The organism is Rhizobium altiplani (assembly GCF_001542405.1).
GTDB classification, from domain to species: domain Bacteria; phylum Pseudomonadota; class Alphaproteobacteria; order Rhizobiales; family Rhizobiaceae; genus Rhizobium; species Rhizobium altiplani.
On sequence record NZ_LNCD01000085.1, the window covers coordinates 1 to 15,736 of the forward strand.

Here is a 15,736-nt window from a genome sequence, read left to right on the forward strand (position 1 = left end):
AAAAACGCTGTTCGCCCTTGAGCAGGGCCGCGTCGACATTGCCCGGCGCAGAGCCCGCTGGAAAGCCTGGCAAGACCGCTTCGATCCGAAGCGGCTCGTCTTCATCGACGAGACCTGGATCCGCACCAACATGGCGCCGTTACGCGGGTGGGGGCCGAGGGGCAAAAGATTGCGCGGCTTTGCCCCGCATGGCCGCTGGCGCACCCTGACCTTCCTCGGCGCCCTCCGCTGCGACAAGCTCACTGCGCCCTGCGTCTTCGACGGTCCCATTAATGGCGAATGCTTCCACGCCTATGTCCGCCAGCAGTTGATCCCGACCCTCAAACCTGGCGACATCGTCATCCTCGATAATCTCGGCTCTCACAAAGCCAAGGCCATCCGCGATGCCATCAGGGCCGTCGGCGCCAGGCTATGGTTCCTGCCGAAATATTCCCCCGACCTTAATCCGATCGAGCAAGCCTTCGCCAAGATCAAGCACTGGATGCGCCAGGCTCAAAAGCGAACCATCGAGGAAACGTGGCGCCACCTGGGCTTACTCGCCGACACCATAAAGCCAGAGGAATGCGCCAACTACTTCTCAAATGCCGGCTACGCTTCCGTCAAAACATGAAAGGCTCTAGCATCCGCTTATGAGACCGGCCGAATGCCGGCATTCCCTTGCGGACATGAGGAGCTACGGAAGGCTTGCAGGAAGAGTTTCAGCGAGAATGCAGGTCTGCCGAAAAAAGTGTTAGCGGCGGTGTGTCGTGCCGCTCGCCACGATCGGGCCCGTGGCCTGGCCTGTCGGAGAGCCGCCAAAGGGCTCGAGGCTGACGGCAAGGGACGTGCCCTCGCTTATGTTGCCGCGCATATCAACCGGTATGACCAGCTCGCCGGTCTGATCCGGAGGAAACACGCCAAGCGATCTTGGCGACCCGGTTGCCGGAACAAGCCAGAGCTCCAGTGACTTCTCCTGCGGCTTGCCAATGGCGACGGGTACGATCCTCACCCTTCCGCTCTGCCGCTCATAGGAGGCGAGCAGGTTCACCTGGCTGTTGGCAGCGGTCAGCTCGGCGACGAGCGGTGCCGGTGTTTGAGGCGGCGTGACCGCGACGGTCGCGATTGTCAGTGCACCCGCCGTGATCAGCAGCGAGACGAGCGCAAGACAGCGCCAGAAAACGATAGAGCTCCATAGACCGCGCGACGGCACCGAGACAGCTTCCGGCTCACCGAACAAACGTGCTTCGATCTGCTTGAACGTTTCCTGACCGGGGCTGACGACGTCGTAATCGTCGTTGAAAGCGGAAAGGTTGGTCTCCCAGCGGCTGACGATGGCTGCGAACTGCCTGTCGCGGCGCATCCGCTCTTCCACAACCCGCCGATCCTTGAAGGAAAGAACACCAAGAACATACTCACCGGCGAGTACCTCGTCGCGGGAGCGGCCTCCCTTGCTCTGATCCGGCGATGTCATCGTTCCATGCACTCTCTCAGTTTCAAGAGGCTGCGACGCAGCCATGTGCGCATCGTGTTCAAGGGGACGCCAAACTGATCGGCCAGTTCCTGATAGCTCTGCCCTTCGACATAGGCTCTCTTCACCGCCGTTGCCCGATCAGCTTCCAACTCTTCCATGCAGGTGTCAATCCGCCTTCCCTCATCCTTGATCACAGTCTGTATCTCGGGCGAAGGATCGTCATCCGCGAGGTCGTATGCACCGTCCAGTTCGTCGGCGATCGGCTTGCGCGCGCGCATGATGTCGATCGCCTGGTTACGCGCAATCGCAGCGAGCCAGGAAGACGGTGCCCCCGATCCAGCAGCAAAAACGCCGGCGCGTTGCCAGATCTTGACGTAGACCTCCTGGGTCGCCTCCTCGGCGTCCGTTCTGTCTCTCAAGATACGCAGGCAGATGGAAAGAAGTTTCGGGCTCGTCTCGCGATAGAGCACAGCGAATGCCTTGCGGTCCCCGATCGCAACGAGGCTTATCAAATGTGCGATTTCGTCGCTGGTCATCCCATGCCTCTTGCCAAAGCGCCGATCTTCTCGAGCGCGGTTGCCAGCACATACGGCAAAGTATTGGCCTCTGGATTATTCCATCTGTCAAAAACTTGAGATAAAAGGCCGCGATCAATTCCACGGGGTATCCCATGAACCAGTCCGAAAGCGAAACCCAGGCACGCCTCCTAGCGCAGGCCCTGCCCTTCATGCAGCGTTACGAAAACAAGACGATCGTCGTGAAGTACGGCGGCCATGCCATGGGCAATCCCGAGCTCGGCAAGGCCTTCGCGAGCGACATCGCGCTGCTGAAGCAGTCCGGCGTCAATCCGATTGTCGTCCACGGCGGCGGCCCGCAGATCGGCGCGATGCTGACGAAGATGGGCATCGAATCGAAGTTCGAGGGCGGCCTGCGCGTCACCGACGCCAAGACGGTCGAGATCGTCGAAATGGTTCTAGCCGGCTCGATCAACAAGGAGATCGTCGCGCTCATCAACCAGACGGGCGAATGGGCGATCGGCCTTTGCGGCAAGGACGGCAACATGGTCTTTGCCGAAAAGGCGCAGAAGAAGGTCAAGGATCCGGACTCGAACATCGAGCGCGTGCTCGACCTCGGCTTCGTCGGCGAGGTGGTCGAAGTCGACCGCACGCTGCTTGATCTGCTTGCCCGCTCCGAGATGATCCCGGTCATCGCACCGGTCGCGCCCGGCCGCGACGGCGCAACCTACAACATCAACGCCGACACTTTTGCCGGCGCGATCGCCGGGGCGCTGAGTGCAACCCGTCTGCTCTTCCTGACGGACGTCCCCGGTGTTCTCGACAAGCAGGGCAATCTGATCAAGGAACTGTCCGTTGCCCAGGCGCACGCGCTGATCGCCGACGGCACGATCTCCGGCGGCATGATCCCGAAGGTCGAGACCTGCATCGATGCGATCAAGGCCGGCGTCCAGGGTGTCGTCATCCTGAACGGCAAGACCGCGCATTCCGTGCTGCTCGAGATCTTCACCGAGCATGGCGCGGGAACGCTGATCGTTCCCTGAGCCGCGGCTCTGCGCTTTTCCGGGAGTTGTGCTTTAGCCTGCGGCGGCATAGACCGCCGTGGCTGCCTCTTTCAGCTTCTCCATCATCATCCGATAGGGTCCTGGCCCATAGCTGACGCGGCTGACGCCAAGCCTCGCAAGCGTCTTAACATCTGGAGCGCCCGGTCGCATCATGATGTTGACCGGCAAGTCCGAGGCGGCCGAGATTTTCTCGATCAGGCCCTCATCGATCAGCCAAGGCACGAAGAAGCCGTTGGCACCGGCAGCGGCGTAAGCCTTGCCACGCTCGATCGCTGCATCGACCAGTCCTGCGTGCTTTGAGAGATCACCTTCGCGCAGAAACAGATCGGTGCGGGCGTTGATGAATAAGGCAATGCCACGGCGATCCGCCATCTCGCGAATGGCGCGGATGCGGGCGGCCTGCTTCTCAACCGGGTGCAAGCCTTCACCGCCGACCACCTGATCTTCGAAATTGATGCCGATGGCGCCGGCGTCGATCAGCTTTTCGACATTGGCGGCGGCACCGGCCGGTTCCGTCGAATAGGCGCCCTCGAAATCGACCGAGAGCGGCAGGTCATTCACCGTGGTGATCGACCGCGTGGTGGCAACCAGCGCTTCGAGCGGAATCTTTTCACCATCCCCATAACCCTGCGCGGCGGCGACTGACCAGCTTCCCGTCGCAAGAGCCTTGGCGCCGGCTTCGGTCACGGCCTTCGCCGTTCCGGCGTCCCATATGTTGTAAAGGACGACAGGGTTGCCCTTCTGATGCAGCGCACCGAATGCCTTTGCCTTCTCAGCCTGATTCATTGGATCTCCTCCACAAACAATCCCTTGGTCTTCATCTCATCTTCGTGCCGCAAAAGCCATTGCTTGCGCCAGAGCCCGCCGCCGTAGCCGGTCAGAGATCCGTCAGCGCCAATCAGGCGATGGCACGGGATGACGATTGCCATCTGGTTCGCGCCATTGGCGCGCCCGACGGCCCGCACCATCTGCGGGTTCTCCATGTCACGCGCAATATCACCATAAGCGCGTGTCTCGCCGACGGGTATCTCCATCAGTTTCGACCAGACCTGACGTTCGAAGGCTGTGCCGAAGCCCAGCGCAAGCGGCGTCCGGAACGCAGCAGACCGGCCATCGAAATAGTCCTTCACCTCAGTATCGATCTGATCGATCGCAGGTGTGCGGCCGGCCGCAACCGAGGAGCGCGTCTTGCGCTGCAGCTTATCCAGCTCGGCCGGCAGCGCCTTGCGGTCGTGGAATTCAAGGAGATGCAGATGTGTCTGGTCCGCGACCGCCACCATGGGCCCGAGAGGCGTTTCGAACCAATCGGCAAACAGGAGATCACGCTTCTGCGACATGACAGGCGCCTTGCCGATCAGCCGCTGGAATGCGGCGCGAAAGCCGCTGCCGGACTCATACCCAGCCTCAATCTGAGCATCGATGACACGAGCGCCATTCGCCAGTTGCTTCGCCGCCTCGCCAAGACGGCGATAGCGGGCGATATCGAGGAACGTCACGCCTGTTGATCGCTTGAAAGCCCGCCGCACGGTCGAGGGGTCGTAGCCGCGCGCGATAAGATCGTCCTCCGTCCATCGCGCTGCCGGATTGTTGTCGAGTGCCTCGAGGAGTTCGTCAACGATCGGCTCCCTGCCCGCCTCTTCCAATGGCCGGCACCGCTGGCACGGCCGAAATCCGGATCGCATGCAGGTGGCGATGGAATCGTAGAAGAGGGTATTTTCTCGCTTCGGCTTGCGAGCCGGGCAGGTCAGCCGGCAGAAAATGCCGGTTGTCTTGACGCAAACGTAAGCGCGGCCCTCATAGGCAGGGCTTCGGGTAATCAGCGCGTCGTAGAGCGCATCGTCATTGGGCAGATCGAAGAGCATGAGGCGTTCTAACATCCCTTGCCGGCTGCGTCCGCCGCAAATCGGGCGTCTATTTTTTCTTGCCGATTTCCTTGCGCGGCAAGCCGTGCCATAACGCCCCCATGACCAAGATAGATCGCACGCCGACCAAGGCGGACTTCTCGCATGTGACCGAGTGGGTTTTCGACCTCGACAACACGCTCTACCCGCATCACGTCAACCTGTTCGCGCAGATCGACAAGAACATGACGGCCTACGTCTCGACTTTGCTGCAGATGGAGCGGGATGAAGCCCGCAAGCTGCAGAAGCAATACTATCTCGATCATGGCACGACGCTGCAGGGACTGATGATCCACCACGGCATCGATCCGAACGACTTCCTAGAGAAGGCACATGCGATCGATTACTCCAGCCTGACGGCGCAGCCCGAACTGGGCGCGGCCATCAAGGCCCTGCCGGGTCGGAAATTCATCTTCACCAATGGAAGCGTCAAGCATGCCGAGATGGCGGCGGGCGCGCTGGGCATCCTCGAGCATTTCGACGACATCTTCGACATCGTGGCGGCGGACTTCGTGCCAAAGCCGGCGCAGGCGACCTACGACAAGTTCGCAGCGTTGAAGCGGGTGGAGACCGGCAAGGCGGCGATGTTCGAAGACCTGCCGCGCAATCTCAAGGTTCCAAAGACCCTTGGCATGCAGACAGTGTTGCTGGTGCCAAACAATCTCGAAGACACGGTTGTCGAATGGTGGGAAAAGACCAGCGGCGAGGACGATCATATCGACTTCGTGACCGACGATCTCACTGATTTTCTTGCGAAGATTACCGGTTAGGTTACGAAAGTTTTATCCAGCTTACCGATCTTTAATTGGGCGTTTTGCCACACCAGCCCTACCCTCTCATCTGTAATCCGATTGCGATTGCATATTGAAAGGAGCTGAAATGTCTCGGAACAAGCTGATACTGGCCGCACTCTCCTCCGTCTTGATCGTTGGTGCCGCAGGCACCAGTTTTGCAGCATCTCACGACAAGAAGCCTCATCGGCCTCGCCCGCAGCACAGCATGGGCATGATGATGGGCCCGCGCATGGGCGCGATCCGCGAAGTCATCTTCGTTCGCATGCTGAAGCAGTTCGACACCAACAAGGACGGCCAGATCTCCAAGCAGGAAGCCAAGGACGGCATGGAGGCAATCTTCGTCGCGATCGACACCGACAAGGACGGCTCGCTGACGCCAGGGGAAATCCGCAAGCACCGCGAAGCCATGATGGCCAAGATGAAGGCACCTGCGGATGATACCGCGGATGACGATGCAATGCCAATGGCACCGCCGGCCGATGCCGACAGCGCCCAGCCAGCACCACCGCAGGCCACCCCTGAAGGCCGCGGCATGCGTGGCGGAATGATGCGAGGCATGATGATGATGCAGCGCTTCGACACCGACGAGAACGGCCAGATTTCCAAGCAGGAAGCGGAAGCCGCCTTCGACAAGTTCTTCACCTGGATGGATCGCAACAAGGACGGGGTGATTTCGCTCGACGATATGCCGGATCGTCCATTCCCGTAAGCTAATACTTACCGATCGATCGCCAGGGCCCGCCGTTCCGGCGGGCCTTTCTATTCGTGGTGTTCGTAGAAGTCCTCGATGATCTTCCAGGCGGCATCCGCAGTGTCGACGAAACTGATCAGGTCGACATCGTCAGGCGCAATCGTGCCGAACTCGGCCAATGCCTCGAAATTGATGATGCTGCGCCAGAACTTCTCCCCGAACAGGATGAGCGGCATCTTCTCCATGCGGCCTGTCTGAATCAGCGTCAGGCACTCAAAGAATTCGTCCAGCGTGCCGAAACCGCCGGGAAAGACCGCAATCGCCTTTGCGCGCACCATGAAGTGCATCTTGCGGATGGCGAAGTAGTGAAAGTTGAAGCTGAGCTCCGGCGTGACGTAGACGTTCGGCGCCTGCTCGTGCGGCAAAACGATATTGAGACCGATCGACGGCGCGCCTTCATCGGCGGCACCACGATTGCCGGCCTCCATGACACCAGGCCCGCCACCGGTGACAATGACGTATTCGTGGAAATCGAAGCTCGCCGAATACTTCGAGCAGAGCCGCGCAAACTTGCGTGCCTCGTCGTAGTAGACCGACGCGGCCTCGAGATTGGCCCGCTGCACCTCGTTGCGCGCCGCCCATGCGCTCTGGCCGGGAGCAGGAATACGGGCGCCACCAAACATCACCACCGTCGACTTGATGCCGCGCTCGGCGAGCAACATCTCGACCTTCAGCAGCTCGAGCTGCAGCCGGATCGGCCGCAACTCCTCGCGGCACAGAAAATCCTCGTCGACATAGGCAAGGCGATAGGCCGGTGACAGGGTCTGCGGCGTCTTTGGGACGGACTCGGCGCGATGCTTGTCGACCGCGCTCGTCTTGAGCGGGGCCCAAACGCCATCCTTGCGCCGCAGTCTACCGTTTCGTGCCTTTGCCATGCCTAATGCCTTTCAATACCGCCGGCTTCCACAGCCGGTATGTCGTCCCGAGGCGTTGAAACACCGCGGGAAAAATCATTCCATTTTACCCGTTCATGCGATAGAGCAGATCGCACCCTGCCAATCACAATTCCGGAGGCTTCGGTCTCCAACGATAAAGATCGAAGTTTAAGGAATTCTCATGAGCGCCAGCGACCTTTCCTCCCTCGAAAAGACCATCGAAGCCGCCTTCGACAACCGCGACAATGTGAACACGTCGACGAAGGGCGAAGTCCGCGACGCCGTCGAAACCGCGCTCGAACTTCTCGATGGCGGCAAGGCGCGCGTTGCCGAGCGTGGCAGCGATGGTGTCTGGAAGGTCAATCAGTGGCTGAAGAAGGCCGTCCTCCTCTCGTTCCGCCTGAACGACATGGAAGTCGTCAAGGGCGGTTCGGGCAACTCGACCTGGTGGGACAAGGTGCCATCCAAGTTCGAAGGCTGGGGTGAAAACCAGTACCGTGCCGCCGGCTTCCGCGCCGTGCCGAACTGCGTCGTGCGTCGCTCCGCCTACATCGCCAAGAACGTCGTGCTGATGCCGTCCTTCGTCAACCTCGGCGCCTTCGTCGACGAAGGCACGATGGTCGATACCTGGGCGACCGTTGGTTCCTGCGCACAGATCGGCAAGCATGTGCACCTCTCGGGCGGCGTCGGCATTGGCGGCGTTCTTGAGCCGATGCAGGCAGGCCCAACGATCATCGAGGACAACTGCTTCATCGGCGCGCGTTCGGAAGTCGTCGAAGGCTGCATCATCCGCGAGGGCTCGGTCCTCGGCATGGGCGTTTATATCGGCAAGTCGACCAAGATCGTCGATCGCGCCACCGGCGAAGTCATGTACGGCGAAGTGCCGCCCTACTCCGTCGTCGTTGCAGGCTCGATGCCGTCGGGCAACGCCACCATGACCAACGGCCAGCCGGCGCCGCACCTCTACTGCGCCGTCATCGTCAAGCGCGTCGACGAAAAGACCCGTTCGAAAACCGGCATCAACGAGCTGCTTCGCGACTGATCAAGTCTTGAGGTTCCGGCGGTCTACGCGTCTGAAACGATGGGTGCCTCCGGAACGCTGACGGTCGGACTTGATCCGGCAAAATGAACGGCACATTTCAACAAGGCGGTACCGCCGCCTTGCCTTTTCTTTGCCACTACCGCTGGATAGTTCCACTCCCATGACCGCTACCGATCCCGTTGCCAATCTTCAGACTCTGATTCGCTGCCCGTCCGTCACGCCCGCTGAAGGCGGCGCGCTTTCGGCGCTCGAGGCAATGCTGTCGCCGCTTGGCTTCAAGGTGGATAAGGTGAAGGCGACCGAGCCGGGAACGCCCGATATCGAGAACCTCTATGCGCGGCTCGGCGGCGAAGGCCCGCACCTGATGTTTGCCGGGCATACCGACGTCGTGCCGGTTGGCGACGAAGCCGCCTGGACGCATCCGCCCTTCGGCGCCGAGATTGCGGACGGCGAACTCTTCGGACGCGGCGCTGTCGACATGAAGGGCGGGGTCGCCTGCTTTGTCGCGGCCATTGCCCGCTATATCGAAAAGCATGGCGCACCGAAGGGCTCGGTCTCGTTCCTGATCACCGGCGATGAGGAGGGCCCGGCGATCAACGGCACGATCAAGCTGCTGCAATGGGCGGCCGAGCGCGGCGAGCGCTGGGATGCCTGCCTCGTCGGCGAGCCGACCAATCCGAACAAGCTCGGCGACATGATCAAGATCGGCCGCCGTGGCTCGCTCTCCGGCAAGATCACCGTGCATGGCGTCCAGGGCCATGCCGCTTACCCGCATCTTGCCGACAATGCGGTGCGCGGCATCCTGCAACTCACGCAAGCGCTGATGGACCCACCTTTCGACGCTGGCACCGACAATTTCCAGCCGTCCAACCTGGAAGTGACGACCATCGACGTCGGCAATCCGGCGACGAACGTCGTACCCGCCAAGGCAACGGCGAGCTTCAACATTCGCTTCAACGACACGTGGACCGCCGCGAGCCTGCAACAGGAGATCCTGCGCCGCCTCGATGCCGCGGCAGCGGAAGGCGTGCTGCGCCCCGGCCGTGCGCCGCTCAAATACGATATCGTCTGGGCCGAGCGCCCGAGCCACGTCTTCCTGACCCGCAACAACGCGCTGATCGCCTCGCTGTCTTCGGCCGTCGAAAGCGTCACCGGCCAGTCCCCGAAGCTCTCCACGACGGGCGGCACGTCGGACGCCCGCTTCATCAAGGATTACTGCCCGGTCGTCGAGTTCGGCCTTGTCGGCCAGACGATGCACATGGTCGATGAACGCGTCGCAGTTTCCGACCTCGAGCGACTTACGGTAATCTATGAAACCTTCATCGAGCGCTGGTTCGCTAATGCCGGGCTTTAGGGAAGTTCAGTACTATCTTGCCGGGATCTGGCTGCTGATCCGCATGGATCCGCGCGGCTTTCGCTTCCTCGACATGTCGGATCGCGGCGTCAACCGCTCGTTCTGGGCGATCTTCTGGTGCCTGCCGCCAATGGGCATCTCGTGGCTGTGGTGGCGCCAGGCCTTCCTGCAAACGATGCCGCCGCATACCGACGTCGGCGCACTCTTCTATTTCAGACTCGGGCTCGTCGAGGCCGCCAATTGGTTCGTGCCGCTGGTCTTTGCAGGCTTGCTGCTGCTGGCCTTCAAGAAGGGCGAGCGTTTTGGGCCTGTTATCGTCAGCGTCAATTGGCTCGGCGTGCCGCTGTCCTACGTCAATGGGATGCTGCTCGCGCTCGTCTTCTTCCTGCCACAGCTGGTTGGCCTCGTCTCGGTGCTGCTGCTGGCCTTCATGCTTGCGCAGGTCTTTGCGATCGCACGCATCCTGAGGATGATCTTTTACGGCCAAGGCCTGATGGTTGGGGCACTCACGCTGGTGCTGCTCGTGCCATCACTGATGCTGTCGGAATACCTGCAGCGCTTTCTCGGCATTTATCCCGTCTGATCAGCGAAAAAATCAGAAGTCCTCGCCGTCGTCGCCTTCCACCGGCGGGCGCCGGTCGACGATGACGTCGGGATAATCCACCTGCATGAAATAGAGTCCATCCGGCGGCGCGACCGGGCCACAGGCCTTGCGGTCTCGCGCATCTAACGCGGCGCGGACGTCGGCCGGCGTCCATTTGCCCTCACCCGCGAGCTTGAGTGTTCCCGCGAAAGAACGGATCTGGTTGTGCAGGAAGCTTTGGGCCGTAGCACGAATCTCGATCAGTTCGCCGTTTCTCGTCACGTCCAGCCGATCAAGTGTTCGAATCGGACTGTTGGCCTGGCAATGTGCGGAGCGGAAGGTGGAGAAATCGTGCTTGCCGACGAGCGTCTGCGCCGCCGCATGCATGACCTCATGGTCAAGCGCTTTTGGGACCCACCATGCCTTCCCGGCCTCCAGCGCCAACGGCGCCCGGCGGCTGATGATGCGATAAAGATAATGGCGCCGCAGCGCCGAGAACCGTGCGTCGAAGAACTCGCTCGCCGCTTCCACGCTGACGATCGCGACCCGCTCCCCGGCCATCTTGAGATGGGCGTTCAGCGCATTCTGCAATTTGAAGGCCGACCACACCCTGGCGAGATCGGCATGGATGACCTGGCCCATTGCATGAACGCCGGAATCGGTGCGCCCCGCGCCGCGGATCGACACCGTCTCACCGCTTGCCGACAGAATCGCCTTCTCGATCGCCCCTTGGACAGACGGTCCGTTCTCCTGCCGCTGCCAGCCAACGTAAGGACCACCGTCATATTCAACGATCATGCGGTAACGATGCATCAGGGAAGCCTCGTGCCTGATGGAAGCGGTGTCCCGCGCAGGAAATCAGCGGCCGGCAACGGCTTGCCGCCGGCTTTCTGCAGTCTGGTCAGGCGAACGGCGCCGGTTCCACAGGCAACGACCAGATCATCGGTCAACAACTCGCCAGCGCTGCCGCGGCCTTGTGCGATTTCCGAGGCCAGCACCTTGACGCGCTCAGGCTTGCCGCCGATTGCCACTTCGAACCACGCACCCGGAAACGGCGCCAGACCGCGAATGTGATTGTGGATGTCAGCGGCGTCCCGCGAGAAGTCGATCCGCGTCTCGCCCTTGTCGATCTTGGCGGCGTAGAGCACACCGTCCGACGGCTGCGGCGTCAGGGGAAGATCGCCCATCTCGAGCTTGACCATCGCCTCAGCCATTGCCCTGGCCCCGACATGCATCAGCTTGTCGTGCAATTCCCCGGCCGTGGTGTCGGGGCCGATCTCGACTTCACCGGTGAGAGCCACCGGGCCGGTATCGAGCCCCTTGTCCATCTTCATCACCATCATGCCGGTCTTTTCGTCGCCGGCCATGATCGCCCGCTGAATCGGAGCAGCACCCCGCCACCGGGGCAGGAGTGAGGCATGACCATTGTAGCAGCCGTGGCGCGTGCCGGTCAGAATCGCCTCCGGCAATAGCAGTCCATAGGCAACCACAACAGCGACATCTGCATCATGCGCCCTGAAGCGCTCGCGCTCTTCCGGATCCTTGAAATTCACCGGCGTAAAGACGGGAATGCCGAGCAGCTCAGCCGCCTGGTGCACCGGCGACTTCTGCAGGTCCAACCCGCGCCGTCCGCCCGGCCGCGGCGGCTGCGTGTAGACGGCAAGAATCGTGTGACCCGCGTCGATCAGCGCTCGCAGGGTCGGGACGGAGAATTCGGGCGTGCCCATGAAGATGATGCGAAGCGACATTTCTATCCCGCCATGTTTCTGGTCAGACGTCTTCAAACGGGCTTGCGAGCTTCAGATCAAGCCCCTTCAGGCATCCGGCCCGCGAAATCGCCTGTCCAGCAGGGCTGCGTCAGCAAAAGTCCGGTTAGAGCGCCTTCGCCGACTTCGCCGCCTTTGTGAACTTCTTGATCACCATGTCCCGCTTCAGGCGAGAAATGTGGTCGATGAAGAGTACGCCGTTCAGGTGGTCAATCTCGTGCTGCAGGCAGGTCGCGAGCAGGCCGTCGGCTTGCACCGTCTGCTCCTTGCCATCACGGTCGAGATATTTGACGGTGACGGTCGCCGGGCGTTCGACTTCGGCATAATAGTCAGGGATCGAAAGGCATCCCTCCTCATATACCGAACGCTCGTCTGTCGATGCCACGACCTCCGGATTGACGAATACGAGGGGCTGCTTTTCTTCGCCCTCGCGGGAAACGTCGATGACCAGCATGCGGCGCGGCACGCCGATCTGGATGGCAGCAAGGCCGATACCGGGCGCGTCGTACATGGTTTCAAGCATGTCGTCGGCAAGTCGCTGAAGATCGGCGTCGACGCGCTCGATCGGCTTGGAAACCTGACGAAGCAGCGGATCGGGGAGAATGATGAGTGGCTTGATGGTCATGGCGTTCCCATAACGCATCTTTTTCCAGGATGGAATTATCCGGTGGGCGGGCGGAGCGCTTTTTTACGCCCCAGCCCGGAATTTCGCCGCATTCCCGTCATGCGGCGCGGCGTGTCGTGGTCATCGAACGTTGCTCGACGCCGGTACGGAAGCGCTGCAGCAGTGCAACCAGATTGTCGACTTCGCCGCGCAGGCGCCGCGTCTCGGCAGAGGTGTTCTCGACCATTCCCGAGTTCTGCTGCGTGATCGTGTCCATGTTGCGGATGGCGACACTGACCTCGTTGACCCCGGTTGCCTGATCGCGCGCGGCAGCGGCGATATCGGCAACGAAGCTGTTGATGATATCGATGCGGTTGATCATGTCGTTCAGCGCCTCGCCCGTGCTGCTGACGATGTCCACCCCTTCGTTCACCTGGACCGAGCTTTCCGAAATCAGGTTCTTGATCTCCTTGGCCGCGTCGGCGGTGCGTTGCGCCAGTTGGCGGACCTCTTGCGCAACGACGGCAAAGCCCTTGCCCGCTTCGCCGGCCCGCGCAGCTTCCACGCCGGCGTTCAACGCCAGCAGGTTCGTCTGGAAAGCGATCTCGTCGATGACGCCGATGATCTTGGCGATCTCGGTCGAGGATTTTTCGATGCCCGCCATCGCGGAAACGGCGCTGGTGACGAGTTCGCCGGAGTTCTTGGCCTTCAGCTGCGTCTCACGGACAGCACCTGATGCCTTTTCGGCGTTTGCGGCAGTCTGTCCGACACTGACCGAAAGCTGTTGCAGCGCCGCCGAGCTTTCCTCGACGCCAGCTGCCTGCTGGGCCGTCCGCAAGGCAAGGTCATCGGAGGCCTTGGCGATCACGTCCGTACCCCTCAGGATCTCGCCCGAGGTTGCCCGCACCGAGCCAAAGGACGTGCGAAGAGCGGCGACGGCGCGGTTATAGTCGTCAGCCATGGCTTTGAAATTACCGGGGAGATCTGGCGGCAGCGTGGCCTCGAGATCGCCGTTCGACAGCGCCTCCAGACCGCGGCGAAGATGATCGAGCGCAACGGCCTGATCCTGCTCGGCCTTTACGCGCTCTTCTTCCAGCTTTCGTCGCCTCTCTTCGAGCGCTTCCAGATAGACCGAGATCGAATAGTCCATATCGAGCATCGCGGCCTTGATGACCGCTGAAAGCTTCTCGGCCAGCACCTTGCCCTGCTGCCTGGCGAACATGGAGGGCCACTGCTTGGCCATCAGGCCCTTCACGAGTTCGCTCATCAGCAGCGCGTAGCCACCGATATACCAGCGAGGCTCGAGGCCAATACGGGCATGGGTCTTGCCCACCGTGACCACGCCTTTGACGTAGGTTTCGTCGAAGTTGCCGCCAGCCAGATTGGCCCAGTGGTCTTCCTGGCGCTTCTTGGCGTGTCCCATATGCGCTTTATCGGCAAAGAAGCTTGCGACCTCAGACGTCCTTGCCAGCTTCGCGTAAAACTTGTCGAGAGCGCCGCCGAGCAACTCCGAGATTGCCGGGCGCATCTCACGCAGCGCCGCGCGGGCTCCGTCGTCCAGCTCGATGAAATCGAGGCGTTGCTTGAGCGTGCTGTCGGACTGCTGGCTGGTCATGATCTCTCTGCTTTGTAATTGATGCAAAAGGGAATTTGACCTGACCTTTTACGTAATATGGTTGAGCAAAGGTTAAATCAACTTGAGATTTGTCAACTGTCGTTTGTTCCCTCTACGAGCCAATCCTTTCTGAAGGCTTGCAAGTTGTTCACGTTTTGATCTAGCCATCCCACACGAGTTTGTTATGGTGGCAAAATGAACACCAACTCTGAGTCGTTTCTCCTCGCCCTTTCCCGTATCAGTCCTGCCACGCTGGCGCTCGCCGGAGGCGCGATCGCGGCTCTGGTCTTGTTGCTGATCCTCCTTCTCGTCCGCAGCGGGCAGGTGCGGCGCGAGCAGGCCGAGGTAGCGAGCCTCCGTGCCGCCGAGACGGATGCTCGAATGGCCGAACTTCTGAAAATCCAGGCGGAAATGCACGGGCGCATGTCGACAATGGCCGAAGTGTTCGGCTCGAGGCAGTCCGAGCTGAACCAGGCGATCAACCAGCGTCTCGATGGTATGTCGCAGCGCGTCAGTTCGACGATCAGCGAGCAGACCAAATCGACGCACGAGAACCTGCAGCGGCTGCAGGAGCGTCTCGCCGTCATCGATGCCGCCCAGAACAACATCCAGACACTGGCGAAAGATGTCGTCGGTTTGCAGGCGATCCTCTCCAACAAGCAGACACGCGGCGCTTTCGGCCAATCGCGCATGGAGACGATTGTCGCCGACGGCCTTCCGATGGGGGCCTATGCCTTCCAACAGACGCTTTCCAATGGCTCGCGCCCGGACTGCACCATTCGCATGCCCAACGGCGCACCACCGCTGGTGATCGACGCGAAGTTCCCGCTTGAAGCCTGGAACGCGATCCGGGACGCCGGCGGACCTGACGGAGCCAAGGTCGCCTCGCAGCAGTTCCGCCGCGACATGGAAACGCACATCCGCGATATCTCCGAGAAATATCTGATCCAAGGCGAGACGCAGGACACGGCCTTCATGTTCGTGCCGTCGGAATCGATCTTCGCGGAGATCCACGAGAATTTCGAAGCGATCGTGCAGAAGGCGCACCGGTCGCGCATCGTCATCGTGTCGCCTTCGCTGCTGATGCTCTCCATCCAGGTTATTCAGGCAGTCCTGAAGGATCAGCGGATGCGGGCCCAGGCACACGTCATCCAGGGCGAAGTCGCGAACCTGATGGACGATCTCGGCCGTCTCGACGAGCGTGTCCGCAAGCTGCAGAGCCATTTTTCCATGGCCCAAAGAGATGTCGACCAGATCCTCACCTCCACCGATAAGCTCACCAAGCGCGGCGCGAAAATCGAAGCTCTGGAGTTCGAGGGCGGCGACAACAGCAAGGCCGCGGCGCGGGACGGTGATGGCGCGCCAAAATCCGTCGACAGCCGCAGCGGGCTTCTGAAGCTCAGAGTGGTTGACGACGAGTAA

Annotated in this window: 16 protein-coding genes and 1 pseudogene; 8 read left to right on the forward strand and 9 right to left on the reverse strand. The window is 61.1% G+C overall.

From position 1 onward, the window contains the following. Positions 1–610, forward strand: a pseudogene (locus AS026_RS19865) (IS630-like element ISRel6 family transposase); the annotation flags it as partial. Between the two features lie 120 nt (positions 611–730). On the opposite strand, the gene AS026_RS19870 reads toward AS026_RS19865, so the two are convergent. Continuing rightward, complete coding sequence (locus AS026_RS19870) at positions 731–1,450, reverse strand: anti-sigma factor (RefSeq protein WP_062371256.1); 720 nt, start codon at positions 1,448–1,450, stop codon at positions 731–733. Continuing rightward, positions 1,447–1,986, reverse strand: coding sequence for a sigma-70 family RNA polymerase sigma factor (locus tag AS026_RS19875; protein ID WP_062371258.1), 540 nt, complete (start codon positions 1,984–1,986; stop codon positions 1,447–1,449). The genes AS026_RS19870 and AS026_RS19875 overlap by 4 nt, the downstream gene beginning before the upstream one ends. Before the next feature lie 134 nt (positions 1,987–2,120). Between AS026_RS19875 and argB the strand changes: the two genes are divergently transcribed. Then, on the forward strand, positions 2,121–3,008 hold the full coding sequence (argB, locus tag AS026_RS19880; RefSeq protein WP_018857708.1) for an acetylglutamate kinase: 888 nt from the start codon (positions 2,121–2,123) through the stop codon (positions 3,006–3,008). Positions 3,009–3,041: 33 nt separating this feature from the next. On the opposite strand, the gene AS026_RS19885 is transcribed toward argB, so the two are convergent. Both AS026_RS19885 and AS026_RS19890 read right to left on the reverse strand, forming a co-directional pair. Beyond that, positions 3,042–3,815 (reverse strand): isocitrate lyase/PEP mutase family protein, encoded by a 774-nt coding sequence (locus AS026_RS19885; protein WP_062371260.1) that lies wholly within the window; start codon positions 3,813–3,815, stop codon positions 3,042–3,044. Then, a complete protein-coding gene (locus AS026_RS19890) occupies positions 3,812–4,891 on the reverse strand; it encodes a bifunctional transcriptional activator/DNA repair enzyme AdaA (RefSeq protein ID WP_062371262.1) in 1,080 nt (359 codons plus the stop codon). Before AS026_RS19890 ends, AS026_RS19885 begins: the two co-directional genes overlap by 4 nt. A 101-nt stretch (positions 4,892–4,992) precedes the next feature. Between AS026_RS19890 and AS026_RS19895 the strand changes: the two genes are divergently transcribed. Beyond that, complete coding sequence (locus AS026_RS19895; protein ID WP_018857711.1) at positions 4,993–5,700, forward strand: pyrimidine 5'-nucleotidase; 708 nt, start codon at positions 4,993–4,995, stop codon at positions 5,698–5,700. Between the two features lie 109 nt (positions 5,701–5,809). Beyond that, positions 5,810–6,433, forward strand: coding sequence for an EF-hand domain-containing protein (locus tag AS026_RS19900; RefSeq protein ID WP_018857712.1), 624 nt, complete (start codon positions 5,810–5,812; stop codon positions 6,431–6,433). Between the two features lie 50 nt (positions 6,434–6,483). On the opposite strand, the gene AS026_RS19905 is transcribed toward AS026_RS19900, so the two are convergent. Then, complete coding sequence (locus AS026_RS19905; protein WP_018857713.1) at positions 6,484–7,350, reverse strand: LOG family protein; 867 nt, start codon at positions 7,348–7,350, stop codon at positions 6,484–6,486. A 181-nt stretch (positions 7,351–7,531) separates the two neighbouring features. Between AS026_RS19905 and dapD the strand changes: the two genes are divergently transcribed. The 3 genes from dapD (at position 7,532) to AS026_RS19920 (ending at position 10,329) form a co-directional block, all read left to right on the forward strand. Beyond that, entirely contained in the window at positions 7,532–8,392 is an 861-nt protein-coding gene (gene dapD / locus AS026_RS19910) for a 2,3,4,5-tetrahydropyridine-2,6-dicarboxylate N-succinyltransferase (RefSeq protein ID WP_062371264.1), read from the forward strand. A 160-nt stretch (positions 8,393–8,552) separates the two neighbouring features. Next, positions 8,553–9,746, forward strand: coding sequence for a succinyl-diaminopimelate desuccinylase (dapE, locus tag AS026_RS19915; RefSeq protein ID WP_062371266.1), 1,194 nt, complete (start codon positions 8,553–8,555; stop codon positions 9,744–9,746). Further along, a complete protein-coding gene (locus tag AS026_RS19920; RefSeq protein ID WP_062371269.1) occupies positions 9,733–10,329 on the forward strand; it encodes a hypothetical protein in 597 nt (198 codons plus the stop codon). Before dapE ends, AS026_RS19920 begins: the two co-directional genes overlap by 14 nt. A gap of 12 nt (positions 10,330–10,341) precedes the next feature. Here the strand turns inward: AS026_RS19920 and truA are convergent, their stop codons facing one another. The 4 genes from truA to AS026_RS19940 form a co-directional block, all read right to left on the reverse strand. Then, the gene (truA, locus tag AS026_RS19925; RefSeq protein ID WP_062371271.1) at positions 10,342–11,142 is read right to left on the reverse strand and encodes a tRNA pseudouridine(38-40) synthase TruA; all 801 of its coding nucleotides are present in this window, start codon (positions 11,140–11,142) and stop codon (positions 10,342–10,344) included. Further along, complete coding sequence (fmt, locus tag AS026_RS19930) at positions 11,142–12,077, reverse strand: methionyl-tRNA formyltransferase (protein ID WP_025658740.1); 936 nt, start codon at positions 12,075–12,077, stop codon at positions 11,142–11,144. The genes truA and fmt overlap by 1 nt, the downstream gene beginning before the upstream one ends. Before the next feature lie 124 nt (positions 12,078–12,201). After that, positions 12,202–12,720, reverse strand: coding sequence for a peptide deformylase (gene def / locus AS026_RS19935; protein ID WP_025658739.1), 519 nt, complete (start codon positions 12,718–12,720; stop codon positions 12,202–12,204). Positions 12,721–12,817: 97 nt separating this feature from the next. Beyond that, positions 12,818–14,314 carry a globin-coupled sensor protein gene (locus tag AS026_RS19940; RefSeq protein WP_062371273.1) on the reverse strand — a complete coding sequence of 499 codons (1,497 nt, stop codon included), beginning with the start codon at positions 14,312–14,314 and terminating at the stop codon, positions 12,818–12,820. 195 nt (positions 14,315–14,509) lie between these two features. Here AS026_RS19940 and AS026_RS19945 point away from each other — a divergent pair, with 195 nt between their 5' ends. Beyond that, positions 14,510–15,736 (forward strand): DNA recombination protein RmuC, encoded by a 1,227-nt coding sequence (locus AS026_RS19945; protein ID WP_062371276.1) that lies wholly within the window; start codon positions 14,510–14,512, stop codon positions 15,734–15,736.